This is a genomic window from Arsenophonus sp. aPb (assembly GCF_029873475.1).
Lineage (GTDB): Bacteria > Pseudomonadota > Gammaproteobacteria > Enterobacterales > Enterobacteriaceae > Arsenophonus.
The window spans coordinates 3119009-3145226 of the sequence record NZ_CP123499.1 but is presented as its reverse complement, the minus strand read 5'-3'; the positions used below and the strand labels follow the sequence as shown (position 1 = coordinate 3145226).

Below are 26218 nucleotides of genomic sequence, written 5' to 3'. Positions count from 1 at the left end.
ATATTTGTTTACCCTTTGCTTACCAGTATTGTTCACTGGTGATTTGTCCTGCTTTACGGCGTAAGTGTTTATCCATACCTCTTTGTGTTTTTAGTAGCTGTTGGGTATCTTTAACCATTTGTGGATTACCACAAAGCATAACATGGCTAGTTAAGGGATCAATTTTTGCCTTTACTGCCTGTTCTAGCTGTCTGCTCTCAATTAGCGCTGGAATACGACCAGTCAATGAACCAGTTTGGTTTTCTCGGCTGACAATGGTTTGGATCTTCAATTTTCCCTGATATTTTCTCTCCAGGGTTTGCATTAATGCTAAGTAACTCAGATCTTCAGCGTAGCGTACCGCATGTACCAAGATCATTTGATTAAAGCGCGCTAAATTTTCGCCTGATTGTAAAATAGATAAGTAAGGTCCGATTGCGGTACCTGTCGATAGCATCCAAAGCGTTTCACAATCAGGCAGTTCTTCTAATACAAAAAAACCTGCCGCCTCTTCAGTGATATAGATAGGATCACCGGGTTTTAATGCTTCGAGGTGGGGACTGAGTTTTCCTTCTGGTACGGTGACGAGATAGAATTCTAATTGATTATCAAAGGGGGCATTAACATAGGAATAGGCACGTTGGATACGTTGGCCATTGATTTCCAGGGCAAGTTTAGCAAATTGTCCAGCTATAAACGGTTTAATTGGCGCTTCGAGGATCAAACTAAATAATGAGTCTGTCCATTTGTGGTTTTTAATAATTTTTCCTGTTACCCAATTTGCCATACTACTGGCCTCCCAATGTGTCAAATAAAGCGTTAATGTTTGGTCATAGTATGTCAAATTTAGCCAAAACCATTATCGATAATGTGTTTTAACTATTTAATTAAATTATGTCTCTTTCATTATGATATAAAATTGTACAGTTATCTTTACAAAATAAGTCAATGGGATTCGGCAAGGTGGGTAAATAATTTAATCGCTTAACTCGAATTTTTTTTTAAATTTGTTAGATTAATTGATATTAACGTATAAATTTGCTGGGACTGTTTTTCTGTACCCCAAAGATATTATAACCTTTTTTAATCGATTGATTTTTATATAAAATGAGAAAATTAGAACACTTCAATTTGCTATTAATGCTTATTGTTTTAATTGCCGTCGGACAGATGACGCAGACAATTTATGTCCCCGTTATTGCAGAAATTGCTGCCTATTTTGCTGAACCTGATGGTGCGGTACAAAGTGTAATGGGCGCTTATCTGTTATTTTATGGTTTTTCGCAACTATTTTATGGGCCTATTTCCGATCACATTGGTCGTCGCCCTGTTATTTTAGTCGGCTTAATTATTTATTTGATCGCCACGATAATAGCAATTTTCTCGCCTTCATTGCAGATCTTGATTATCGCAAGTGCGCTGCAAGGCTTAGGTGTCGGCGTTGCTGGCGTAATGGCAAGAACTATGCCGCGTGATCTCTATACTGGAACAGCCTTGCGTTATGCGAATAGCATATTGAATATGGGAATATTAGTGAGTCCTTTATTGGCACCTATGATTGGCGGAGTGATCGCCTATTTTTTAGGCTGGCATGCAACTTATATTTTCCTGTTTTTGTTAGGTGCTTTTGTCTTGATCAGTATGTGGAAATGGTTGCCTGAAACGTGTCCACCAGCTTCTGAAAAAAGAAATATGCTTTCTGCTTATTATTCGTTGTTATCAAATCCTACCTTTGATGCTTACTTGTTAATATTGGTTGGTGGATTGGCTGGTGTTGTGGTATTTGAATCAAGTAGCGGCGTATTATTGGGAGGCGTATTAGGTTTAAATAGTATTACCGTCAGTATTCTATTTATCTTGCCTATTCCTGCGGCATTTTTAGGTGCTTGGTATGCCGGACGTGAAGGACGAACTTTTTATCAGTTAATGTGGCAAGCAGTATTATGCTGTGTTTCTGCGGCTATTATCATGTGGTTACCGGGTTGGTTTGGATTTATGAATGTGTGGTCATTGCTGATCCCTGCCGGACTTTTTTTCTTTGGCGCAGGTATGTTATTTCCATTAGCAACCACTGGAGCAATGGAGCCTTTTCCTTATTTAGCGGGGGCCGCCGGTGCATTGGTTGGTGGTTTACAAAATGTGGGTTCTGGTGTGGCGGCTTGGTTATCGGCACATTTACCCCAAACTGGACAATTCAGTTTGGGGATGATGATGTTTGCTATGTCTATCCTTATTTTATTATGTTGGTTGCCTCTGGCATATAAAATGGATAAAAAATAAATACCCATTCAATAAATGTATTTTGATAATAAAATTAGTGGAATATGGCTTCTGTTACACAATGACAATATGATTTTGGTTGGTGAGAAACGCGCTCTTCAAGCAATGTAGCGCTAATTGTTCCTTCTTTACTTTGGGAAAAGCGCTGATCTGTCAGTAATTCAGCTAATATGGATCTATCTTTTTCTGCTGTATCCATTGTTTTTACTGCTTTGTTTTCTCGGTTATCAGAGGCTTGTTGTTTAATTGAGGCAGTGATTGTCATCTGTTCCTGATAATTGGTAATATCTGCCAGCTCTGTTTCACTATTTTCGCCGTTATAAAGAATATGCTCTTCAATATCTAAAATGGAATGATTGGGATTGAATAATTGGATTGGGATGAAAGTGTCAGCTGGTTTTGCCACAGTGGCTGTTTGATCGGTAGTTAACTGTAAGGGTTTAGGTAGCCAATCGCGAGGGTAACTTTCTGATGGATTAACTGGCATTGCAATGAGATTTTCTTTTGGTATTGGCTGGTAGTTTTTTTCTCCTTCAGGAAGCCAGGTTAATTCTATAGTATCCCAATATTGATCACCAACGGTGTGACTATTGGTGCTCCAGAACAGCCAAATGGGATAATGTTTGCCAGCTTCTAGATAGATTTTTTGGAAATCTCGGTAGTCGAGTGTATGAGTTCGATTTTTGTCTTGGATATAAACCCGCCCTATATCATCTGCTTTAAATCTTAAATAATAATGCTTGGTTTCAGTTGGCGCCAAAAAGCCAGAAAAAAGCCACAATGTGGGTTTTAGATGTTTGCCATTTAACACGTTAGACTTAAAATCGGCATCAAATTGGCCAAATTTTCTTTTTCCCAACCAATACTTAGGTGAGTCTGCTTGCCACTGTTTGGCATAAAGAGGAGCCTTCTCTAACCAATTTTTTTCATTTAGTAGTTTATCAAATTGGGGTTGCGTTAGACTTTTATTACCTAAATCTAGCTGACTGAGATCATAAATACTTAAATTTAATCCACCATGTTGCGATCGATCTGGAATCTGATAGTGATGTTTAAAAGTTTGGTTTAATCCTGATGGATAAGTTATGGTTGCGGTAATGGTTGTTGCCCCATGACCAATTAATTGACCCTGATGATTAATAACTTCCGGATTAGAGGAATGCCAGTTAATAGTCCCATGTTGAAAAGATTCAGGCAATGTTAATGATTCTGTTGCAATGGTTTTTGTCTGTTGATGACGGGTATTAAAAAGGGATGAATAAACAATATCTTCCCGAGGAAGTGTGAGCGGAAAAATTTGCTTTTTAAGTACTCTTCCTTCAAACCATTCGGCTTTTAATGCGCTGGCCGGACGATATTGTGTCACTTTTACTTTATCATTCTCATCAATTAACTTATCCCCTGCTGTGATTGACCAGTTAATTGCTCTACCTTGCCAGTAGTTAATTAAACGCAATGGGTGTGAAATGCTAAATTCACTACGATGATCAAATAGAGTATTAGCAAGCGCTTCAGGGTTAGTATAACGATAAACAGCACGATCACTTAATTGGCCTGAGGGAGCTTCAAGGATCTCAAAACGCACCAGCTCCCCTTTATTGGCAATATGTAAGCTTAGCGATTGTACTGAAGTTGCCGGTATTTGCAGTAACTCAGTCAATAATCCTTGCTCTGTGGCGTAAGTCACTTTAATTGCATAGGGAAAATTTTGCTGTAATGGACGCCCTTTTTTAGTCAGAAAATTGTGATAGGGCTGAGGCAGGTTGCCCTGGGTTGTAAAAACCGTTAGCTGATTCTGTGGATGCGGCTCTGTATTCAGTTTCAGTGTTTTTCCATTCTGTTGTACCAGATGACCGGTAATCCAATAAACGGGTTGATTATGCTGATAAGCAACGTTTTCTTCACTGACTTTATAGCTTATATGATTATCCTGTGTCACTGTAACCCATCGCTGAAGAGTGTCGTCCCATACTTGATAGTAACCTTCCCCGGCAAAACCACCATCTTCACTATCTTCACCACTGATCTGATTGGGATACCATTGATATTGCTGTTTGACAAATTGATAATTTTTCAAAGTATTATAATCAGAAAAGGCGGCAAACACCTGCCCAGGTAATCGTGAACCTAAACTAGTGTTCATTGGATCAGTATTAGGATAGGGATTATGGTTTTTATCAATCGAAAAGTTTGGCAAATATTGTTGAGTGACTTGATTATAACCCCAACTTGCTTGGTAACCTGATTTATAGGGGTAGTTAGGATCATCTATGCTATGGGGAAGAGCCAACGCGTGGCCTATTTCATGAATGAAAACACCAGCGCTCGCACTACCACCACCTTGTTGACCACCGCCTAACCCACCATAGGGATCGGGGAAGAAAGCAACATAGCTTATTTCATTATTACCAACATTAGCTCGCCGTAAACGATTAGCTAAATTATAGCTGGTTGAAATAGCGCCTTTAAATCCGCCATTACCTGCATGAGGATCACTGCCTGGCTCGCTTTTATTGCCGGTATAAACGGCATAAAATCCATCCTTAAAAGAGGCAAATTGGTCAAAAGGGACACTAGGATAGGAATAAAGAGTTAATTGTTTGATGGGTAGTCGGGCGACTATATCATTTCCCCATTGATCAATCTGGTCATTAATAGTCCAGTCATTGTCAGTATGGTGTGCTATGCGCATGATACGCAGAGGTAAATTTAGATCAGCCCCAACTTTAGGTTCAAATGCAAACGTTTCTTCTTGGTAATGAGGTAAAGCAAGGGGTTGGCCATTAGCTGTCAGAGTAATCGAAATTCCTGGTTTTATCCATTCTTCTTTGAGTGGTGCAATATAGCTGTCCTGATCATTATGACCCCTTAAGGTAACAAGATTATCCTGACTGGGTAAATCAAGCGATGTGGGTAGCTTTTTATCACCGGTTAATAGGACACGGCCTAATTCGTGACCGTCAGCGCCATGAACGATAACGCTAAAATCTGGTGCCGGTGCGCCAGACGCGCTACTGGCATTAAGTTTAATTAATGCCCAACGATTTTGGATCAACTGCAAATAAGGATCTTGAGGACGAAGAACATGGGTTTGAGCAATAAAAACATCATGTAGCTTAAAATCAGCAGGGATAGGCTGGTGATTAGCGATAGGTTCCTGATAATCAGGTGTTTTTAGTGTGAAGGTTTTTACGGTTGGAAAAAAAGGAATGGGGGCCTGATCGTGTTGCAAAATGACAGCAATAGGATGGCTGGTATTACCCTCTTTACCCACGGCCTGAAGATGAAATTGATCATATCCCTGAAAACTCTCATCGTCAGTTGGCTGATATTCCCATTGTCCTGTTGTGCTATCTATTTGTGCTGTGCCGAAATGAGGCGCTGCCAGTAATTGCCATAACCACTCTTCATTAACCATTGATTGTGGCAGTTGACCACGGATAATGCCAAGTTTAGCCTGGGTATGACGGCTATTAGGTGTGACAATATCTGCCATCTTTATTAACTGATCATAGCTACGATGGGTTTGTAATACAAAGTTGGTTATCTGACGGCCTTGACGATCACTGATTGCCAGATATTGACCGTTACTGTTCCATTGGATCTGGATGTCATCACTCGCCATAAGTTTGTTGAGTTTGTTTTTTAATATTTCTGCCAACTGTTGATTATCAAATTCAGGAGGGAGTTCTAAGTTAATATCGGTGTAGAAAAGAGAGTCATTTTCCTCTGTTCCATTTATAGTAAAAGAAAAATGGGTTATTCGATGGCGTTGTGTAGCATCGTAAAAAAGGTGATAATTTGCGTGGCCAGAGGGTAATAGCTTTTCCGATAAAATAATTGGCGTGATAGCGGCGGTTTTACCTAATACTAACGTTTCAATGGTTCGTTGTTGTGGATCGCTAATGATCAACTGGCGATTATGGTAAGTCACTTGCACACCCATGTCTTCAGGTAAATGACGATTGATATGCTTCTCCATAGCAGCAGCAAGTGTGGTACCTGAAGTAATATTTTCTAATGGCATATAGGCAAGATCTAATATTAGATTACCAAAATTGTCTCGCATACGGATAGAAAAGACCTTGGCTTGTCTGGCCACTTGATCGGTAAAATTGAGCATTTGATAAGCAAAAATCATTTTTTGTTGGCCAAAATGCCACTTTTGGTTAGTAAAATTATTTGATGATATTAAAGGTACCCTTGCTGAAAAGGACGGAGACTCCCTTTTTTTGCGACTGTTAACCTGATCTTGCTGGTAGTTCAGTGCAGTTAAAGTGAATTCTTTATGCCATAAGGGAGCTTCTGTTTGACCATAAACTGTTATTTCGACCGGAATAGGTAGATTTGTTTCGTCTGTAACCGGAAGATTTAATTGCCAATTGCCTTGTTCATCATATTTAGCATTATAATATTGATTGCCATATTTGATCTGAATAAAAACCAAATTAGTTTGGGTGTTTATAGTTAGTGATCCAGCGGTGAATATTTCACTTTCTAATGTACTGGAAGTCATATTTTTACATTGAGTGGGATTGTTATTAAATTTTTCAAATGAAGTCTGACTGAGTGAAATATTACCAGACAAATTTATATATTGATTTTTTTTTTGTAATAATAAGTTTTTTATATTTACATGTAATTGACTATGGTTTTTTGAAGTAATAAAAGGATTGTTATTCATAATTTATTTTATTGTGTTATTTAATTAATAATCAATCTAATACATCGAAAAATTAATATTCGATGAGATATTCTCAGGCAAAATTATAATTGAAAGACTAATAGATTTATTTTTTCATGATAAACACCCTATATAAATAAAATAATGACAGCTTATTATTTTTTTATATTATAGGCATAAAAGTGACAATTAAAATAACTTGTTTTTTCTAATCTTAGTCAGAAATTATATAGTTTATTCTTTATTTATTATTAGTATCGAATTGATAATATTTTTATATAAAATAGCAGTAATAATTTACTGCTATTTTATTATTTATCGTTCTTAATTGGAATTATGTGTGTTCTTCCCATTCCTTAGCACGAGAAACGGCTTTTTTCCAACCGCTATATTTATAGTTACGTTCAGTGGTTTCAATTCCAGGGGTGAACGTTTTTTCAATCCGCATCTTTTCTTTAACTTCATCCAAATCTTGCCAAAAACCGACCGCCAGTCCAGCAAGTAAAGCGGCACCTAATGCAGTACTTTCACGAATAATCGGACGCTCTACATATGCACCTAGGATGTCAGATTGGAACTGCATTAAGAAATTATTGGCGACAGCACCACCATCAACGCGTAATGAACTCAGGCGTGTGTCAGCATCTTTCTGCATTGCTTCAAGGACATCACGAGTTTGGTAGGCAATAGATTCTAATGTTGCACGAATAATATGGTTACGATTGACACCGCGAGTTAAACCAAAAATCGCACCGCGGGCGTAGGGATCCCAATAAGGTGCGCCTAAACCAGTTAGCGCAGGAACAACATAAACACCGTTATTATTTTTGACTTTATTAGCAAAATATTCAGAGTCGTTAGCGTCATCAATCAATTTCAATTCATCACGCAACCACTGTATTGAGGCACCTGCCATGAATACCGCACCTTCTAGCGCATAGTTCACTTCACCATGTGGCCCACAAGCAATGGTAGTCAGTAAGCCATGGTCGGAAATTTTAGCCTTTTTGCCGGTATTCATTAATAGGAAGCAGCCAGTTCCATAGGTGTTTTTAGCCATGCCCGGTTGGACACACAGCTGGCCATAGAGAGCAGCTTGTTGATCACCAGCCATTCCAGCTATTGGTATACGAGTTCCCCCTTTACCACCAATGTTAGTTTGCCCATAAACTTCTGATGATGGACGTACTGTTGGTAGTATGGCGCGTGGGATATTAAAGGCATCGAGGATTTTTTGATCCCATTCCAGCTTATGAATGTTAAATAACATAGTGCGAGATGCATTAGTATAATCCGTAATATGGACACGCCCCTGCGTCATTTTCCATACTAGCCAAGTATCGATAGTGCCAAAGAGTAACTCACCATTTTTTGCTCGTTCATAGGCTCCATCAACATTCTCCAAGATCCATTTAAGTTTGGTACCGGAGAAATAGGGGTCAACAACCAGACCCGTATTTTTACGAATATATTTCTCTAGCTCTGGGTTATCCCGCTTTAGTTCGGTACAGAAATCAGCAGTACGACGGCACTGCCAAACAATTGCATTATAAATGGGTTTGCCGGTTTCTTTCTCCCAAACAATGGTGGTTTCTCGTTGATTAGTTATGCCAATACCGGCGATTTCATCACTGCGGATATCAGAAATTGCTAATGCTTCAGCTAAAGTAGCACTTTGCGTTGCCCATATTTTTATTGGATCATGTTCTACCCAACCTGGTTTTGGATAAATTTGAGGAAATTCACGCTGAGAAATATTAATAATATTAGCATCATGATCAAAGATAATGGTGCGTGAACTCGTAGTACCTTGATCAAGTGCGATAACATATTTTTTTTTTGTTGGTGTTTCTGTTGTCATGATAATTGTCCAATTTACTTCATTATATATTTTGGATTATTTTTGCGTTTATTTTTTGTTTTGATTTGTCATAGCAGGTAAATGGTAGCCAATCAGTTTGCGATAAGCAAAAGCACCGATAATAGCGCCAACAAAAGGTGCTGTTAAAGGAATCACAAAATAAGGGAAGCTGCGTCCACCGGTTAAGGCAATATCACCCCAACCAGCGAGATAAGCCACTAATTTGGGACCAAAATCACGAGCAGGATTTAATGCAAAGCCGGTTAGTGGACCAAATGAACCACCAATAACCGCAATTAGGATACCAATAAGTAGCGGTGCTAATGGGCCACGAGGTATGCCATTGTTATCATCAGTTAAACTTAATATCATACAAACCAAAATAATAGCAATAACAACTTCAACTACAAACGCTTGTAGGACGCTAATTTGCCCTGCTGGATAAGTAGAAAAAACGCCCGCAGTGAATAAGCTTTCTTGTGAACCCCGAACTATTTGGTGTAATTTTTCATAATCTAGAAATAGTTCGAAGTACAACCCATAAACGAGAGCGGCCGCGATAAAACCTCCCAACATTTGTGCAATAATATAAGGTAGTACTTTTTTTCTATCAAAATGGGCAAATAACCAAAAAGTAATGGTAATAGCCGGATTTAAGTGCGCTCCTGAAATACCTGCTGTAAGGTAAACGGCCAGAGCCACGCCAAACCCCCAAATAAGACTAATTTCCCATAAACCTAGTTGTGCGCCTGCAATACGCGTAGCAGCAACACAACCCAAACCAAAGAATACAAGTAATGCGGTACCTAAAAATTCAGAGATACATTGACCTGTAAGCGTAGGTGAAGTAATTTTACTCATATGTTTATCCTGCAAAAAGTATGAATACTAGGCAATAAAATTTGTCTTCCTTTATTATTTCCTGAGAAAGCTCTGAATGAATTTATCGTTAAATGAACGTAAACGGAAATAAAGGGATCAAATATTGTTGGATCACGTCAAAAAATTGATCGAAATCGCTCTGATAAAGTGATCGAACTGACATTCTACTTGATGTATTTTTTTGCAATTGGTTGGATAAATAGAAATAATTAAGGTTAGATCGGCATTTATCGAGAGCTTTCAACTAGACAGGCGTAAGAAGGCTACTTACAATCGTAGCATTGCTAAAAAAGGGGACGAAAGAATGTCATTTGAAGTTTTTGAAAAATTAGAAGCTAAAGTTCAACAAGCTCTAGAAACCATTGAGCTTTTACAGATGGAAGTTAATGAACTTAAAGAGAAAAATAATAATTTGTATCAAGAAGTCGCGAATGCTAAAGAACAACATGGAACATTAGCTCATGAAAATGAGAATTTAAAACAAGAACAGCATGCCTGGCAAGAGCGTTTACGCGGTCTATTAGGTCGAATGGAAGATGTTCAGTAATCGTCCAACATTTTATTGTATTAGAAAAAAATAACAATTAGGGCAAAATTTGTTGCCCTTATTGTTACTTAATCGATAGATATTGAACAATTCAACGATGTTTGCTCTCAACTAAAAGGTATTAATCTTCAATATCTTGATCGTTATTTGGCCCATCGTCTAAAAGTAATGGATGCTCGGAGAGGATAATGCCGGTATTATCTGCATACAAATAATCTTCTGTAAAGAATGTAACGCCACCAAAATTGACGCGAACATCACTTTCTCCGGTACCGTCACTGGTACAACCTACAGGGATGGCAGCAATTGCTTGAATACCAATATCTAATTCTGCTAATTCATCAACCTGACGTACTGCGCCGTAAATGACAATGCCTTCCCATTGATTTTTCATGGCAAATTTTGCCAATTCAGCATCAATTAACGCCTTACGTACGGAGCCTCCACCATCAACTAATAGGATCCGACCCTCCCCCGGTTCTTCTAGTAAATCGTAGATGAGGCCATTGTCTTCAAAACATTTGACTGTCACGATTTGACCACTAAATGAAGTACGCCCGCCAAAGTTAGAGAATAAAGGTTCTACCACATTGACCTCTTCTTGGTAGATATCACACAGCTCGGAAGTATCATATTTCATAGGATTTCGGTCTATTTAAGTACACGGGAAATTCAGTATATCTCTATCTGGTTGTTTTTTGCAAAAACATAGCTCATAAAAACACTGAGAAAAATCAAAATGACAATAATTAATTTAAAATAAGTCCAACAGAAAATAGAATATTGGTCAGTAACGCCGCTTTTACCATATTTTCCAATAAAGGTTTCATACCCTCAGCGGTGGTATCATGAATAACTTTCTTTATATGCTTTAATAACATCGGCATAGCGAGCAAGAATAACCAACCCGTCCAGTGATGAAGATATAGCAAGCTAAAGAGTATTAAACAGAAAATTGCAATTAAGATGAGTGCCGCGTGATACTGTCGGGCGCCTTTGGCGCCTAATCTAACAGCTAAAGTATTTTTACCAGCTTTAATATCATTTTCTATATCGCGCATATTGTTAACATTGAGTACTGCTACTGACAGTAATCCACAAGCGGTTGCTGGCAATAATGTCATCAAATTAAAGTGGTTAGTATGTAGATAATAAGTTCCAATTACACTCAACCAACCAAAAAAGATCAGCACTGAAACGTCGCCCAGTCCCAGATATCCATAAGGTTTTTTACCTACTGTATAGGTAATGGCGGCTGTTATAGCGATAACGCCAAGTATCAGAAAGCCAACAATATCCTTTGGCGTTTTACCAGCGACTATGATCAGAGTTAAGCCAAATAGACAACAAAAAAAGATAGTTATTTTTAGGGCAACTTTCATTTCTGCTAGGCTAATAATGCCTTTTTGTATACCTCGTAATGGCCCTAATCGTTGCTCGGTATCGCTGCCTTTAACAGCATCACCATAATCATTCGCCAAATTAGATAGAATTTGTAGTGCAGCAGCAGTGAGTAGAGCTAATAATGCAATTGAGAGTGTAAAAGCACCATACCAATAAGCTAATGCAGAACCCGTTATAATCGGTGCAATACCCAAGGGAAGTGTTTTCGGACGTAAGCTTTCCAGCCACGCCTGCATCTGTATAGGGTTTCTTGATGTGATTAAATTCATGTAATTAATCCACAAGTTTGTTGTTATAAAAATAATGGGAGGCTTAGCCCCCCATGCAAGATTATCATCAGCAAAGTTAACGATACCAGATTATAAAATAAATCGACTCAGATCTTCATCAGCAACTAGCTCATCTAGATGCTTAGCCACGTAATCAGCGTCAATTTTAATGTCTTGACCATTGCGCTCACTGGCATCGAAAGAGATATCTTCCATCAATCGCTCAAGAACGGTATGTAATCGACGAGCACCAATATTTTCTGTTTTTTCATTGACTTGCCATGCTGCTTGAGCAATTTTACCAATACCTTCTGGTGTAAATTCAATGTTTAAACCCTCGGTTGCCATCAATGCTTTATATTGTATAGTTAAAGACGCATTTGGTTCAGTTAAAATACGGTTAAAGTCTTCTGCCGTCAACGCTTGTAGTTCAACTCTGATCGGTAATCGGCCTTGCAGCTCCGGGATCAAATCAGATGGACTTGCAACCTGAAATGCGCCAGAAGCGATAAATAAAATGTGGTCAGTCTTCACCATACCATGTTTAGTAGAAACAGTGCAGCCTTCAACTAAAGGTAACAAATCGCGTTGTACCCCTTCTCGAGAGACATCTGGGCCAGAAGTTTCTCCACGTTTGCAAATTTTGTCGATTTCGTCGATAAAAACAATGCCGTGTTGTTCAACCGCATCAATTGCTTGCTGTTTTAGTTCTTCTGGATTAACCAATTTTGCAGCTTCTTCTTCTATTAATATTTTGAAGGCTTCTTTGATTTTCATCTTACGGGGTTTATGTTTTTGCCCGGCCAGATTTTGAAACATAGATTGCAACTGACTGGTCATTTCTTCCATGCCCGGAGGCGCCATAATTTCAACGCCTACTGGTGAAGTAGCAACTTCAATTTCAATTTCTTTATCGTCTAGCTCACCTTCTCTTAGTTTTTTGCGGAAAGATTGACGTGCGGTAGAGGGTTCTACATGGGGATCGGGTTGTCCCCAATTATTTTTAGCAGGTGGCAATAAAACATCAAGAATACGTTCTTCGGCCAGTTCCTCGGCACGGTAACGATTCTTTTCGATAGACTGCAGGCGTACCATTTTGACAGCAGCGTCAGTCAAATCACGAATAATAGAATCAACCTCTTTACCTACATAACCGACTTCAGTAAATTTTGTTGCTTCGACCTTAATAAAGGGAGCGTTTGCCAGTTTTGCTAAACGACGAGCAATTTCCGTTTTACCAACCCCGGTTGGACCAATCATCAAAATATTTTTCGGCGTTACTTCTTGGCGCAATGCTTCATCAAGTTGCATACGACGCCAACGATTACGTAGCGCAATAGCGACAGAACGTTTTGCTTTGTCTTGACCAATAATATGATTGTCCAATTCATTGACAATTTCACGAGGCGTCATTTCAGACATGTTTAAATCCTTAAGATTTTGAAGAGAGTTCTTCAAAGTTAAAATTATGGTTGGTATAAATACAGATATCACTCGCTATATTTAACGCTTTTTCTGTAATATCACGTGCGCTCATTTCTGTATTTTCTAACAGGGCACGCGCAGCGGCTTGTGCATAGGCACCACCAGAACCAATGGCGATCAAATCATTTTCTGGTTGAATAACATCTCCATTACCTGTAATGATTAATGAGCTGTTTTCATCTGCAACAGCTAAAAGCGCTTCAAGTTTTCTCAGCATACGATCAGTACGCCAATCTTTAGCCAGTTCAACAGCGGCTTTGGTTAGATGTCCTTGGTGAAGTTCTAGTTTTCGTTCAAAAAGTTCAAACAGTGTAAATGCATCAGCAGTACCGCCCGCAAAGCCCGCGATAACTTTATCATTATAAAGGCGGCGCACTTTACGGACGTTGCCTTTCATGACGGTATTACCCATCGTCGCCTGTCCATCACCACCAATTACAACTTGGCCATTACGGCGAACACTTACGATTGTAGTCATGAGTCAGCCCTTGGTTATTTTATTAGGGGAGTATGTAAACATACTTTTTAATTTTTTTATTACATAAAAAGTCTGTATTTACGCTATTAGGAATGTAAATGGGGGATAATAATCATTTTTCAACCCTTACTTGTACGAAGTATACAGCCGGATACGCCGACAGATTTAGCTCGGTCACGCATTTTTTCTGCTGTTTCTTTGTTGTAAGGCCCAAGTACGACACGATGCCAGCCATCAATCGAACTAATTCTACTTTCTAAACCTGAGAATGCCAGATTGGCTTTAATCGATTCTGCTTGCTCCAGGTTTTTAAATGAACCGCATTGTACCACTATTTTTTGTTGGCTTTCCGTTGGTTTTTGTGTCTGTGGTATGGGTTTTAAGCTCGCAGGTGATTCTATTGGCGGGCCATTAATGATGACGCGTGAGCGGGGAACATTATCATTATTAGGCACTTCGGATAGATTAGTGACAGGATTGCGTCTATCCGCATCAATTTGCTCCAGAAGTTGACGTTGCTCATTGGTTAACTCAGTTGTGTTATTGATATTTGATTTGTTTGATTGGTTAAAGTTTGGCAGATCAGTGCCCCGCTTTTCCAGCTCTTTTATGTAACGCCAACGTTCTTCTGGCTTAGGCGGTAGACTGCTAACGGGCTGATTGGTGTTAGGTGAGATTGTTCTGTTAAGCACAGGAACGCGTTTATTTTGCGTAATGAAATATAAGCCACCAATAAAGATAACGACGATGGCAATAGCGACAGCAAGGGTTGTTTTCGGCAATCCTTGATTTGATTTTTTCTTGCCTGAATGTTTATTTTTACGGGACGTTGTGCGTCCTCGTCTTACGTAATCTTTCTGTGCCACTTTTCAATTCGCTGATTAATAAAAAAGTTACATTAATTCGTTATAGGTTACTTAACCTAATTACTTTTGACTAGTCTTTCGGTGGACAAACACTATCACGGATAATTAAATGACAGTCTAGCAATTTTGCATTTTTATCTATTCCATGGCCTTGCATTTTCGCTAAAAGTAGTAACATTGCTTGGCGACCAATTTCAAAGCGAGGTTGCTCGATTGTGGTGAGAGCGGGTTCGCTATATTGTGCAAAGTTGAGATTGCCAAATCCAATAATAGATAAATCTCTTGGTAATTTTAGCCCCATACGCTTGGACTGCCATATTGCACCGATAGCCATAATATCATTATGGCAAAAAATTGCGCTAGGTGGCTTAGGTAATGCAAAAAGTTTTTTTATGCCTCCGGCTCCACCTTGGTAACTAAAATCACTGTTAATAATATATTCTGGTCGCACCTTATTACCTGCCCGCTGTATCGCTTGCATGTAACCTTGCAAACGATATTGGCAAGACCGAAAGGTTTCTGGGCCTGTTATGCAAGCAATATATTTATGCCCCAGTTTTTGTAAATAGTTAATTGCGTTAAAAGAGTAAGTTAGATTATCAATATTTATAGTAGCAAGTTTGAATTCAGGTACAAATTCATTTGCAACAACTATTGGAGGAAAATCTTTCGGTTTTCTATTAGTGAGGTAAAACGGAATATCAGCATTGAGTAACACGATGCCATCAATTTGTTGGCTAATAAATATATCAATAAGTGTGTGTTGTTGTTTTTGATAATGTTTACAATTACCAATGAGTACCATATATCCTTGTTCAGCAGCCACTTGCTCAATGCCACTAATAATATCAGGACAAATAGGATTGGTAATATCGGGTATAGCGACAAAAATGGTTTTAGGTTTGCTTGATTTTATATTTTTTGTCAGGAAATAGGCATCATAACCTGTTTTCGAGGCAGCTTGTTCAACTTTCTGGCGCGTCATGACAGAAACTTGATCTGGCTTAGTGAATGCTCGTGAAACTGTTGCAGTAGACACGCCGGCTGCATTAGCAACATCTTTCATCGTTGCGTTGTGGTAATTTATCTTTTGTTCCATAGCCCCACCTCGCATTCTTAATCGTTAATCGTTAATCGTTAATCGTTAATCGTTAATCGTTAATCGCGTCGATCTAATCTTTGCGTTTACTTATTTTAAGCACGTTAGCCGCCAAATTTTTAAATAAATTTGTCTGAATCGTTTAATTAGATTTATTTATAGAATAGCTTCGCATAAAGCTAATTTTATTTAATTAGATAGGTGTAGATGAGTAATCAAAACGACTAATTTTCGGTTGGATCAACATCAATATTCCATTTTACTTTTCGACTCTCAGGGTAGGCCATAATTTCAGGTAATATATGCGAAAGGAATTGTTGTAAATAGGCGCGCGAAGGATGTTGGAGTAGTAATTGCCAACGGAAACGGCCTGCCCGCTTAGCATGGATCGCAGGTATAGGACCCATTAACCAAAGTTGTGAGTCGCGCATGTTATGTTGTTCTATATATTGACGGAGCTTGTTTAAAAAATTAGGTGCAGACTGGTTATGGTGATCTTCTGAACGGATCATGATATGACTGCTATGCGGAGGCAAAAAAACATCACGTCGTTCCACTAGTGTTTCTGCCGCGAATGCGTTATATCCTTTTTCTAATAATGTCGATAATAATGGATGTTCAGGGTGGTAGGTTTGTAGGATAACTTCGCCATGCTTACCGGCTCGGCCAGCCCGTCCAGCTACTTGGATATAAAGTTGAGCAAATCTTTCCGTTGCCCGATAATCACTGGAAAAAAGTGCACCATCGACATTCAGTAGGGCAACCAGAGTAACATCAGGGAAATGGTGTCCTTTAGCCAACATTTGGGTGCCGATCAAAATCCGAGCACCACCTGTATAGACAGCTGCTAGTTGTTTTTCTAATTCTCCTTTACGCCGAGTGGTATCTCTGTCAATGCGGGTAACCGGTATATCAGGAAACAGCTGGTTAATCGCCTCTTCTAACTGTTCCGTTCCTAAACCGACAGGCAGCAGATGCGTTGAGCCACAGTGTGAGCATTGTATCGGGATTGGCAATTGACTATCACAGTGATGGCAACGTAGCTGACGTTGATGATGGTGTAGTGTGTAATAATGATCACAACGTGAACACTCGGCAATCCAGCCACAATCATGGCAAATTAATGTTGGTGAGTAGCCGCGACGATTTAAAAATAGCATCACCTGATTATTTGCTGCCAGATGATCTTCAATACGCTGAATTAATGGTCTTGACATACCATACTTTAATGGCTGGCCTTTTAAATCGAGTAAATGTTGACTTGCCGGTTTAGCGTTTCCAGCGCGTTGGGTTAGATCTAGGCGGTGATATTTTCCTTGCTCAATATTATAGAGACTTTCTAACGAGGGTGTTGCTGTGCCCATAATAATTGGAATGTTCTCTTTTTTGGCACGCAAAACAGCCAGATCACGGGCATGATAACGCCATCCGTCTTGTTGTTTGTAAGAGTTATCGTGCTCTTCATCAATAATGATCAAGCCCAGATTGGCAAAAGCAGTGAATAATGCGGAGCGCGTACCAATCACGATCGCACTGTGTCCTTTTTGTGCACGCAACCAGACTGCCAATCGCTCACTATCATTTAATGCGGAATGTAGCACATCTACGGGAGCATTAAATCGCTCACTAAATCGTTGAATAGTCTGGGGAGTAAGACTAATTTCGGGAACCAGGACTAATGCTTGTTTACCTTGAGCTAAAATATTTTCAATGACACTGAGATAGACTTCTGTTTTACCAGAACCCGTGATCCCCACTAATAACCAAGGCGTAAATGTTGGCTGAGAACTTATTGCCCCTACCGCTGTTGATTGTTCTAGGTTGAGTTTTGGTTTTTCACCACCGATGTGAAAATCAGCATGCCAACTGTCTATTTTTGGTTTGATGGCTACTAGTTGAATTAAGTTTCTTTTTTTTAGTGCTTGTAGCGCATTCTCACTCAATTCATATTCTACTATCTGGTGCCGATATAGGGGCTGCTGCTGTAGTAATGCGAGTGCCTGTTGCTGTTTTGGTGCTCGTTTAAGCTGGTTTAGGGCAAAAATTTTACCTTGCTGCGTGATTTGCCATTGCCATAGCGGAGAAAATGTTGCTGCTTTGCCTTGCCGTAGTAAAACCGGTAGCGCATGAAATAGTACTTCACCAATCGGGTGATGATAATACTGAGAGGCCCAGAGGAGTAATGACCATAAACTGTCCGAAAAGAGTGATTCTTGATCTAAAACTTGTTCAATGGTTTTTAATTGTTCACAACTGAGTTTACTATTTTGACTATGCGATAGTACAATACCTAAGATAGTACGCTTACCAAAAGGTACCAATACCCGACTACCTTTGATGGGTAAAGGGAGATTGGATTGGTAATCAAAAGCGCGCATCAGCGGAACAGGGAGCGCCACTTGAACAATAGCCATTATTAAGTGTTCCTAATCATTGTCATAGATATTATTTATAAGACATAAAAGATAGAGTATCACATTATTTAAATAGATTTCATTGCGCTATAAGCAGATTTTCTGTATGATCCGCCACCTTTATTAGTAATTTTGATGATTACTAAGCACTATTGTTAATCGATTTGACGTATGGTGTCTAGCGTTAGGGTTAGATAGCGATGCGGCCTAACTAGAGGTTTTCTATGAAAAAAGATATTCATCCTAAATATGAAGAAGTTACTGCGACTTGTTCTTGCGGTAATGTAATGAAAATTAAATCAACTGTTAATCATAATCTGAATTTGGATGTTTGTGGTAAATGCCATCCATTCTATACAGGTAAACAGCGTGATGTGGCTGCCGGCGGCCGTGTTGATCGCTTCAAGCAGCGATTCAATATTCCAGGTATGAAAAAATAATAATGGCTCAATGAAACAAGCCAAAATCATGTTGATAATATAGGAGTAACACTTCGCTTAATATCGGAGTGTTACTGTTATATAAAACCAAAATTATTCAATTAAACCAAAACAGTTTTTACAAAAAGCTTTAATTATTTGATCTTTAAAAATAAGGCAAATAATTAATATTCCCATGTGTCTGGATCAATACCTCTTTGGCGCATAACGACTTTTGCAGCTTCTGGAATTTCATCATCACGCTCTTTGCGTAAATCATCGTCATTTGGTAACGGTTGCCCAGTAAACGCGTGTAAAAATGCTTCACAAAGCAATTCACTATTTGTCGCATGGCGTAAATTATTAATTTGTCTACGAGTGCGTTCGTCTGTCAAGATTTTAAGTACTTTTAATGGGATAGATACTGTGATCTTTTTTACTTGCTCGCTTTTTTTACCATGTTCAGCATAAGGGCTAACATAATCACCATTCCACTCAGCCATGGGATACCTTAAGTTAAGTCAATCAATAGAAGAATTTATTTAGTTGCTGTATAAATATAGCCTTAGTTGGCAAAAATTTGTTTAATAAGTTTCTAATATTCTATCGTTTATTGTCATTTTTTAATATTGATAATTATCCCACTACTTGATTTAAACGTAAAGTATTTTGGATTTCCAGATGTATTAACATCTTGATGTCCATTTGGTTATGTTTGATTAGCTTTCCAATTCTTTTATTGAATGGATATTATGTTAGCTAAATCAACAATGTTAACCATATGTCATTGGTTAAGTGCTATATTAGCAGCGCATTATTTGATGTAAGCTAGCAACTACCAATAAAAATTTATTAAGTTTTTCAGTAGCTATTGAAGATTTAGGTAACGCGTTTCAGCGAGTAGCGAAGAGGTAACTTTTTATCATGAATGCAGTGACAGCAGGAGCAGTAAAATATCACCATCGTCAATTACATAAATTTGGTGGTAGTAGTTTGGCTGATGTGAAATCTTATCAGCGAGTCGCTAATATCATGGCAAATTATAGCCAGCCAGGCGATTTAATGGTGGTATCTGCGGCAGGAACAACAACCAATCAGTTAATTGATTGGCTGAAATTAAGTCAAACTGATCGTGTTTTAGCCAATCAGGTGCGGCAGGAGATACGCCGTTATCAACAGGATCTGATCATTGGGCTATTACCAGGCAAAAAAGGCCAGATATTAAAGTTAGCTTTTTTAGCTGATCTTGATCGCTTAAGCACCTTTGTCGATAAAACAATTCATGATGATATTTATGCAGAAATTGTTGGTCATGGAGAAATTTGGTCTGCACGTTTGATGTCCGCGGTATTGGAAGAATTTGGTTTGCCAAGCCATTGGTTAGATGCACGACTTTTCTTGCGTGCAGAATTTGCTGCTCAACCCCAGGTAGATGAAACCCTCTCACGCCCATTATTACAACAGCTTTTGCAACAATATCCCAATAAACGGTTGGTGGTGACTGGTTTTATTGCACAAAGTAAACAAGGTAAAACGGTATTATTAGGGCGTAATGGTAGTGATTATTCAGCAACCCAAGTAGGGGCGTTGGCGGAGGTTAATAAAGTAACTATTTGGAGTGATGTTGCTGGTGTATACAGTGCTGATCCGCGCAAAGTCAAAGATGCTTGTTTGCTGCCATTATTACGCCTTGATGAAGCCAGCGAATTAGCGCGTTTAGCCGCACCGGTACTTCATACTCGCACGTTACAGCCAATTTCTGTCACTAATATTGATTTACAACTTAGATGTAGTTATCAGCCTGAACAGGGTTCGACAAAAATAGAGCGTGTTTTGGCATCAGGAACGGGCGTCAAAATTGTTACCAGTCATGATGATGTTTGTCTGGTTGAATTAAATCTGGCAAACCCGCAAAATTTTAGTCAAACCTATAAAGAAATCGATTTATTGCTAAAGCGAAGACAATTGCGGCCATTAGCGACTGGCTTACATCCAGATCGAAAATTGATCCAGTTATGTTATACCTCAGAGGTGGCCGCTAGTGCTCTGGCAGTATTGAAGGAGATGGCGGTAGTAGAAGATTTATCGTTACGTGATCAATTTTCTTTGGTTGCCCTTGTCGGGGCCGGTGTGGGTAAAAATCCGCTGCATAGTCATCGTTTCTATCAACAATTAAAAGATCAACCGGTTGAATTTATTTGGCACTCTGAAGAAGAAATAAGTCTGGTAGCTGTTTTACGCGCGACTCAAACATCACATTTAGTGCAGGGATTACACCAGAGCTTATTTCGGGCGGAAAAACGTATTGGCTTAGTTCTGTTTGGTAAAGGTAATATTGGTTCTCGCTGGTTGGAATTGTTTGCCAGCGAGCAAAAAATAATTTCCGCCCGTAGTGATTTCGAATTTATTCTCGCCGGTGTAGTTGATAGTTGCCGTAGCCTGTTAAATTATGAGGGCATCGATCCAAGTAGAGTATTAGCTTTTTTTGATCAGGAAGCCACAATACATCAAGATGAAGCGCTTTTTCTTTGGATGAGAGATCATCCATTTGATGATCTGGTTGTATTAGATATAACAGCCAGTGACCTATTAGCAAAAAATTATCTTGATTTTGCTAGTTATGGTTTTCATCTAATCAGTGCCAATAAGATACCCGGTGCTTTGGCGAGCAACGACTACCGACAGATCCGTGATGCTTTTGCGAAAACAGGCCGATATTGGTTGTATAATGCGACAGTTGGGGCGGGATTACCAATAAATTATACTGTCCGTGATTTAAAAGAGAGTGGTGATAAAATCCTTTCTATTAGTGGTATTTTTTCTGCTACCTTATCTTGGTTATTTTTACAATTTGATGGCACGGTACCGTTTAATCAATTGGTTGAGCAAGCTTGGCAGCAAGGCTTAACCGAGCCAGATCCACGAATTGATCTCTCTGGGCAAGATGTAATGCGTCAATTGATCATTTTGGCACGAGAAGCTGGCTATGAAATTGAACCTGAACAGGTACGGGTCGAGTCATTAGTTCCTGCCGAAGCGGCAACTGGTGATCTGGATGAATTTTTTGAAAATAGTATGATTATTAATGAACAAATGGCACAACGTCTCCAGGCTGCTCAGGAAATGGGCATGGTCTTGCGTTATGTTGCTCGCTTTGATGCCACAAAGAAACGAGCCAAAGTCGGTGTGGAAGCTATTTTACCCGATCATCCCTTGGCAGCCTTGTTACCCGGTGATAATGTTTTTGCCCTTAAAAGTCGTTGGTATCGTGATAATCCATTAGTAATCAGAGGGCCAGGTGCTGGACGTGATGTGACGGCGGGCGCAATTCAGTCTGATCTGAATCGTTTGTCACAATTGCTTTGATCGCCATAATAACGGCATAGCCGTAGTGCTTTCGTATGCACAGATAGCCAACAAAAGCAGAGGCGTCATTACTCTGCTTAGTTGGGTAAGTAGTACTGGACAGTTAATAATATTAGCTAGTCGTCAATCTAATAATCTGCTGGAATTACTCCCTAGCTTGAACTCAAATACGTTTCATAGTGGCAATAAGTCAATTATAAACTTTTATAAAGATGCCATACTTTTTGATATAGGTTTAGGTTTGATGATAAAGCCAATATCCGTTATATCATAAGAGAATGTTATTATTTACGATTATGTTATTAGCATGAAAAAGCTAATTATCTACTGATAAAACTGTTTCAACTTATATAATGCATAAATAAGTTTTAGGCAGTGAAAGTTAGGAGTCTTAATGGATCAACAATATTCAGCGATGCGCAGTAATGTGAGTATGTTAGGTAAGTTATTAGGAGATACAATTAAAGATGCTTTAGGTGAGGATATCTTAGATAAAGTAGAATCTATCCGTAAATTATCAAAATCTTCTCGGGCAGGAAATAAAGCACAACGTCAAGCTTTATTGAAAACATTACAAAATCTCTCTAATGATGAACTGTTGCCTGTCGCCAGGGCATTTAATCAATTTCTTAATCTAGCCAATGTTGCAGAGCAATACTACAGCATTTCTCCTCATGGTGAAGCATCCAGTAATCCTGAGGTATTAGCCAATCTTTTTGCGCGCTTAAAAGAAAAACGATTTACTAATAAGGTGATAACAAAAGCGATCGATGAATTATCGATTGAATTAGTATTAACCGCTCATCCAACAGAAATTGCGCGCCGCACTTTAATTCACAAATTGATTGAAGTGAATAGCTGTCTAGCACAGTTAGATCATGATGATTTAGTGGATTATGAACGTAATAATATTATGCGACGTTTACGTCAATTAATTGCACAGTGCTGGCATACTGATGAAATCCGTAAAAATCGTCCTACGCCGATTGATGAGGCTAAATGGGGGTTTACGGTTGTTGAAAACTCATTATGGGAAGGTGTTCCTGCTTTTTTACGTGAACTTAATGAACAGCTTGAAACGAGTTTGGCGATTAATTTGCCTGTTGACACGAATTTGATCCGCTTCACTTCCTGGATGGGGGGAGATCGTGATGGTAATCCCTTTGTTACCGCCGATGTCACTAGAGAAGCCCTTTTACTGAGTCGCTGGAAAGCAGCTGAACTTTTTTTAGCTGACATTCAAATCTTGGTCTCTGAATTATCGATGTCAGAAGCAACGCCTGAACTCCGACAATTAGCCGGTGGTGATGATATTGATGAGCCTTATCGCCAGATTGCTAAAGGTTTACGTAGTCGTTTACGTAATACACTCGATTATCTGGACAGTTGTATTAAAGGTGAAAAGGTCTTGCCACCTGAAGACTATCTTTATGATAATCAACAACTTTGGCAACCACTTTACACTTGTTATCAATCCCTGATTGCTTGCGGTATGCCAATTATCGCCAATGGACAATTACTGGATACCTTACGCCGCATTCGTTGTTTTGGTTTGCAATTAGTACGGATTGATATCCGGCAGGAAAGTAGCCGCCATACTGATGCATTAGCAGAACTGCTCCATTACCTTGAGTTAGGCGACTATAAAAATTGGTCAGAGGAAGAAAAACAGACTTTTCTATTGGCTGAACTCAGTTCTAAACGGCCACTTTGTCCGAAAAATTGGCAGCCTAGTGCAGAAACACAAGAAGTATTAGCGACTTGCCAGGTGATTGCCGATTCACCGACGGACGCTATAGCCGCTTATGTTATCTCCATGGCAAAAGTACCATCTGATGTATTAGCGGTAAAATTGTTGTTCAAAGAAAGCGGATGTTCATTAAAACTGCCAGTGGTGCCACTATTTGAAACCCTAGATGATTTAAATAATGCTGAAAGCGTAATGCAAAAATTGCTTACCATTCCCTGGTATCGTCAGATTATTGATAATAAACAAATGGTCATGATTGGTTACTCGGACTCAGCCAAAGATGCCGGTGTGATGGCGGCTTCGTGGGCTCAATATTGCGCTCAAGAAGCGCTGATTAAACTTTGTGACAAAGAAAAAGTTAAATTAACTCTATTCCATGGTCGTGGGGGTACCGTTGGACGCGGCGGAGCACCGGCACATTCAGCATTGCTGTCTCAGCCACCCGGTAGTTTAAAAGGCGGATTAAGAGCCACCGAGCAAGGAGAAATGATCCGCTTCAAGTACGGCTTACCACAAGTGACGATGAGTAGTTTATTTATTTATACTAGCGCAATACTGGAAGCGAATTTATTGCCACCACCAGAACCAAAACCCGAATGGCGTGCGGTTATGGAAATATTATCTGATATCTCATGTAATATGTATCGCGATTATGTCTGCCAAAAACCGGATTTTGTTCCCTATTTTCGCGCTGCTACACCAGAGCTTGAATTAGCTAAATTACCACTAGGGTCTAGGCCGACAAAACGTCGTCAGGACGGTGGCGTAGAGACACTGCGGGCGATTCCCTGGATTTTTGCCTGGTCGCAAAATCGCTTAATGTTACCTGCTTGGTTAGGCGCAGGGGCAGCATTGCAGCATGTGATTGATAGTGGTATGAAATCAGTGCTTGATGATATGTGGCATGACTGGCCTTTCTTTAAGACTCGCATTGCGATGTTAGAGATGGTTTTTGCTAAAGCTGATTTATGGTTAGCTGAATATTATGATCAGCGGCTGGTTGAAAAACGGCTTTGGCCATTAGGTAAAGAGCTACGTCAACAGCTGGCGCAAGATATTAACAGTGTACTTGCTATCTCGAAAGATAAAACATTAATGGCGGATCTACCGTGGATTGCAGAATCCGTTGCCTTAAGAAATGTTTATACCGATCCTTTAAATGTCTTACAGGCGGAGTTATTGCATCGTTCTCGACAACAGCAACAACCGGATCCCTATATTGAACAAGCGCTAATGGTGACGATTGCCGGCATTGCTGCTGGTATGCGTAACACCGGCTAAATTTTGTTCAAAATAACCAATTAGCTGCTTTTGCAGCTATTTTTTCAATGGTGAGTTTGCTTACATTATTGAGTATGAAATACTCATTATGCTCATGAAAATAAGCATACTTAATAATGAAAGGAGTTCATTATGCTAAATAATATTAGCAGTTATCAGAGGATAAATGATCTTAATCCATTTATAAAAAAAACAGATAATATAGGTAGTCGATTAAAACAACTAAAATGTAGTGTTATTAATGTGGTTAAAGATATTCGTAACACGATGATTCCGTCAGATTTACAGCTTTCAGCATCAGCCAGATATGATAAAAATTTTGCAACTCTTTGCCACATTATAAAAAGTAATATCGATATTAAAGGTAAAATTGCGACCAATTTTAGTGGTCATGAAAAAACTATTGATTTAACTAAGAGCAGTTATTTAAAGTCAGAAAGAACAGCGGTGCTTTTTAATACTTTACTTGCCGAAATAAAAAATAATTCAGTCCAATTAATTAACTTAAAAAATAATGATTTTGTATTATCTGAAAATATTGAGAAAAATTTTCCAAAGCGATCTATACATTATCTTATCTTTATCAACGATTAAGCCCAGAGAATAGTAATATTTTAAAAGAAAAAATAGTCACTAGTATTTTTTCCCAAAATAATGAAAATTTTAATCTATTAACTGAGGCTATGGAAAAAGTAGTAGAGCCTAAGTTTGTACTATATCTAAATCAGTTACAGCAATCGCAATCTGATCCTTTATTGAAAGATATCTTTATACAAAAAAACCTTGAAAATTTTACTTTGCGCAAAGAAAAACTAGACCAAAGTGAAGATATTAACACTTGTATTAAACCATTTACCGAATTCTATATTTTAGCTAATGATGATGGTAAAAAGAAAATTATTGCTGATGTGAAAAAGTTAATATTGCAGCAAGATGAAGAGTTTAGTCAAATAGCAGAAGATTATTTCATCAATTATTCATGTGAATCGAATAATGGTAACGTTATTGATATTTTCAAAAATACCTGGTGTCATGAAAATTATGATGGCTTTTCTAAAATGAAAATAGCAAATATTTTAACAAGCTAACAATCTGATTGGGTTGATAGCTTAGAAAGTTTTTTAATTAATGGTTTTATTTATCTTAACCAACTT

19 protein-coding genes are annotated in these 26218 nt (G+C 38.8%); 7 read left to right on the top strand and 12 right to left on the bottom strand.

Annotation, left to right across the window (positions count from 1 at the left end):
* Window positions 1–19: 19 nt before the first annotated feature.
* A complete protein-coding gene (gene fpr, locus QE177_RS14150) occupies window positions 20–766 on the bottom strand; it encodes a ferredoxin--NADP(+) reductase (protein ID WP_280550613.1) in 747 nt (248 codons plus the stop codon).
* 320 nt (window positions 767–1086) lie between these two features.
* On the opposite strand from fpr, the gene emrD reads away from it, so the two are divergent.
* Window positions 1087–2259: a multidrug efflux MFS transporter EmrD gene (emrD, locus tag QE177_RS14145; protein ID WP_280550611.1), complete on the top strand. Its 1173-nt coding sequence runs from the start codon at window positions 1087–1089 to the stop codon at window positions 2257–2259.
* 34 nt (window positions 2260–2293) lie between these two features.
* On the opposite strand, the gene QE177_RS14140 is transcribed toward emrD, so the two are convergent.
* The 3 genes from QE177_RS14140 to QE177_RS14130 form a co-directional block, all read right to left on the bottom strand.
* The gene (locus QE177_RS14140) at window positions 2294–6943 is read right to left on the bottom strand and encodes a M66 family metalloprotease (protein ID WP_280550609.1); all 4650 of its coding nucleotides are present in this window, start codon (window positions 6941–6943) and stop codon (window positions 2294–2296) included.
* Window positions 6944–7277: 334 nt separating this feature from the next.
* Window positions 7278–8804 carry a glycerol kinase GlpK gene (glpK, locus tag QE177_RS14135; protein ID WP_280550607.1) on the bottom strand — a complete coding sequence of 509 codons (1527 nt, stop codon included), beginning with the start codon at window positions 8802–8804 and terminating at the stop codon, window positions 7278–7280.
* A gap of 48 nt (window positions 8805–8852) precedes the next feature.
* On the bottom strand, window positions 8853–9665 hold the full coding sequence (locus QE177_RS14130) for an MIP/aquaporin family protein (protein WP_280550604.1): 813 nt from the start codon (window positions 9663–9665) through the stop codon (window positions 8853–8855).
* Between the two features lie 325 nt (window positions 9666–9990).
* Here QE177_RS14130 and zapB point away from each other — a divergent pair, with 325 nt between their 5' ends.
* Complete coding sequence (gene zapB, locus QE177_RS14125) at window positions 9991–10233, top strand: cell division protein ZapB (RefSeq protein ID WP_280550602.1); 243 nt, start codon at window positions 9991–9993, stop codon at window positions 10231–10233.
* 121 nt (window positions 10234–10354) lie between these two features.
* Here the strand turns inward: zapB and rraA are convergent, their stop codons facing one another.
* The 7 genes from rraA to priA form a co-directional block, all read right to left on the bottom strand.
* A complete protein-coding gene (gene rraA, locus QE177_RS14120; protein ID WP_280550600.1) occupies window positions 10355–10873 on the bottom strand; it encodes a ribonuclease E activity regulator RraA in 519 nt (172 codons plus the stop codon).
* A gap of 109 nt (window positions 10874–10982) precedes the next feature.
* A complete protein-coding gene (locus tag QE177_RS14115) occupies window positions 10983–11906 on the bottom strand; it encodes a 1,4-dihydroxy-2-naphthoate polyprenyltransferase (protein ID WP_280550598.1) in 924 nt (307 codons plus the stop codon).
* Window positions 11907–11996: 90 nt separating this feature from the next.
* The gene (gene hslU / locus QE177_RS14110; RefSeq protein WP_280550596.1) at window positions 11997–13328 is read right to left on the bottom strand and encodes an HslU--HslV peptidase ATPase subunit; all 1332 of its coding nucleotides are present in this window, start codon (window positions 13326–13328) and stop codon (window positions 11997–11999) included.
* Between the two features lie 10 nt (window positions 13329–13338).
* Window positions 13339–13869 (bottom strand): ATP-dependent protease subunit HslV, encoded by a 531-nt coding sequence (hslV, locus tag QE177_RS14105; protein ID WP_026823330.1) that lies wholly within the window; start codon window positions 13867–13869, stop codon window positions 13339–13341.
* A gap of 119 nt (window positions 13870–13988) precedes the next feature.
* The gene (ftsN, locus tag QE177_RS14100) at window positions 13989–14735 is read right to left on the bottom strand and encodes a cell division protein FtsN (RefSeq protein WP_280550593.1); all 747 of its coding nucleotides are present in this window, start codon (window positions 14733–14735) and stop codon (window positions 13989–13991) included.
* Window positions 14736–14805: 70 nt separating this feature from the next.
* Window positions 14806–15834 carry a DNA-binding transcriptional regulator CytR gene (gene cytR / locus QE177_RS14095; protein ID WP_280550591.1) on the bottom strand — a complete coding sequence of 343 codons (1029 nt, stop codon included), beginning with the start codon at window positions 15832–15834 and terminating at the stop codon, window positions 14806–14808.
* A 224-nt stretch (window positions 15835–16058) separates the two neighbouring features.
* Window positions 16059–18248: a primosomal protein N' gene (gene priA / locus QE177_RS14090; RefSeq protein ID WP_280550589.1), complete on the bottom strand. Its 2190-nt coding sequence runs from the start codon at window positions 18246–18248 to the stop codon at window positions 16059–16061.
* Between the two features lie 224 nt (window positions 18249–18472).
* Here priA and rpmE point away from each other — a divergent pair, with 224 nt between their 5' ends.
* Window positions 18473–18688 carry a 50S ribosomal protein L31 gene (rpmE, locus tag QE177_RS14085; protein ID WP_026823326.1) on the top strand — a complete coding sequence of 72 codons (216 nt, stop codon included), beginning with the start codon at window positions 18473–18475 and terminating at the stop codon, window positions 18686–18688.
* A 164-nt stretch (window positions 18689–18852) separates the two neighbouring features.
* On the opposite strand, the gene metJ is transcribed toward rpmE, so the two are convergent.
* Window positions 18853–19170, bottom strand: a complete 318-nt coding sequence (gene metJ / locus QE177_RS14080; RefSeq protein ID WP_280550586.1) for a met regulon transcriptional regulator MetJ — start codon at window positions 19168–19170, stop codon at window positions 18853–18855.
* A gap of 421 nt (window positions 19171–19591) precedes the next feature.
* Between metJ and QE177_RS14075 the strand changes: the two genes are divergently transcribed.
* The 4 genes from QE177_RS14075 (at window position 19592) to QE177_RS14060 (ending at window position 26152) form a co-directional block, all read left to right on the top strand.
* Complete coding sequence (locus QE177_RS14075; protein ID WP_280550584.1) at window positions 19592–22033, top strand: bifunctional aspartate kinase/homoserine dehydrogenase II; 2442 nt, start codon at window positions 19592–19594, stop codon at window positions 22031–22033.
* A gap of 394 nt (window positions 22034–22427) precedes the next feature.
* Window positions 22428–25064, top strand: a complete 2637-nt coding sequence (ppc, locus tag QE177_RS14070; protein ID WP_280550582.1) for a phosphoenolpyruvate carboxylase — start codon at window positions 22428–22430, stop codon at window positions 25062–25064.
* A 132-nt stretch (window positions 25065–25196) separates the two neighbouring features.
* A complete protein-coding gene (locus tag QE177_RS14065; protein ID WP_280550580.1) occupies window positions 25197–25658 on the top strand; it encodes a hypothetical protein in 462 nt (153 codons plus the stop codon).
* An 89-nt stretch (window positions 25659–25747) separates the two neighbouring features.
* Complete coding sequence (locus QE177_RS14060) at window positions 25748–26152, top strand: hypothetical protein (protein ID WP_280550578.1); 405 nt, start codon at window positions 25748–25750, stop codon at window positions 26150–26152.
* Window positions 26153–26218: the final 66 nt, after the last annotated feature.

Excerpts from the sequence above, each read along its gene's own strand:
- hslV (WP_026823330.1), bottom strand. The coding sequence starts at position 13,869 with ATGACTACAATCGTAAGTGTTCGCCGTAATGGCCAAGTTGTAATTGGT.
- glpK (WP_280550607.1), bottom strand. The coding sequence starts at position 8,804 with ATGACAACAGAAACACCAACAAAAAAAAAATATGTTATCGCACTTGAT.
- QE177_RS14065 (WP_280550580.1), top strand. The coding sequence starts at position 25,197 with ATGCTAAATAATATTAGCAGTTATCAGAGGATAAATGATCTTAATCCA.
- rpmE (WP_026823326.1), top strand. The coding sequence starts at position 18,473 with ATGAAAAAAGATATTCATCCTAAATATGAAGAAGTTACTGCGACTTGT.
- emrD (WP_280550611.1), top strand. The coding sequence starts at position 1,087 with ATGAGAAAATTAGAACACTTCAATTTGCTATTAATGCTTATTGTTTTA.
- ppc (WP_280550582.1), top strand. The coding sequence starts at position 22,428 with ATGGATCAACAATATTCAGCGATGCGCAGTAATGTGAGTATGTTAGGT.
- zapB (WP_280550602.1), top strand. The coding sequence starts at position 9,991 with ATGTCATTTGAAGTTTTTGAAAAATTAGAAGCTAAAGTTCAACAAGCT.
- QE177_RS14060 (WP_280550578.1), top strand. The coding sequence starts at position 25,748 with ATGGAAAAAGTAGTAGAGCCTAAGTTTGTACTATATCTAAATCAGTTA.
- QE177_RS14075 (WP_280550584.1), top strand. The coding sequence starts at position 19,592 with ATGAATGCAGTGACAGCAGGAGCAGTAAAATATCACCATCGTCAATTA.
- QE177_RS14130 (WP_280550604.1), bottom strand. The coding sequence starts at position 9,665 with ATGAGTAAAATTACTTCACCTACGCTTACAGGTCAATGTATCTCTGAA.
- rraA (WP_280550600.1), bottom strand. The coding sequence starts at position 10,873 with ATGAAATATGATACTTCCGAGCTGTGTGATATCTACCAAGAAGAGGTC.
- metJ (WP_280550586.1), bottom strand. The coding sequence starts at position 19,170 with ATGGCTGAGTGGAATGGTGATTATGTTAGCCCTTATGCTGAACATGGT.
- fpr (WP_280550613.1), bottom strand. The coding sequence starts at position 766 with ATGGCAAATTGGGTAACAGGAAAAATTATTAAAAACCACAAATGGACA.
- QE177_RS14140 (WP_280550609.1), bottom strand. The coding sequence starts at position 6,943 with ATGAATAACAATCCTTTTATTACTTCAAAAAACCATAGTCAATTACAT.
- hslU (WP_280550596.1), bottom strand. The coding sequence starts at position 13,328 with ATGTCTGAAATGACGCCTCGTGAAATTGTCAATGAATTGGACAATCAT.
- cytR (WP_280550591.1), bottom strand. The coding sequence starts at position 15,834 with ATGGAACAAAAGATAAATTACCACAACGCAACGATGAAAGATGTTGCT.
- QE177_RS14115 (WP_280550598.1), bottom strand. The coding sequence starts at position 11,906 with ATGAATTTAATCACATCAAGAAACCCTATACAGATGCAGGCGTGGCTG.
- priA (WP_280550589.1), bottom strand. The coding sequence starts at position 18,248 with ATGGCTATTGTTCAAGTGGCGCTCCCTGTTCCGCTGATGCGCGCTTTT.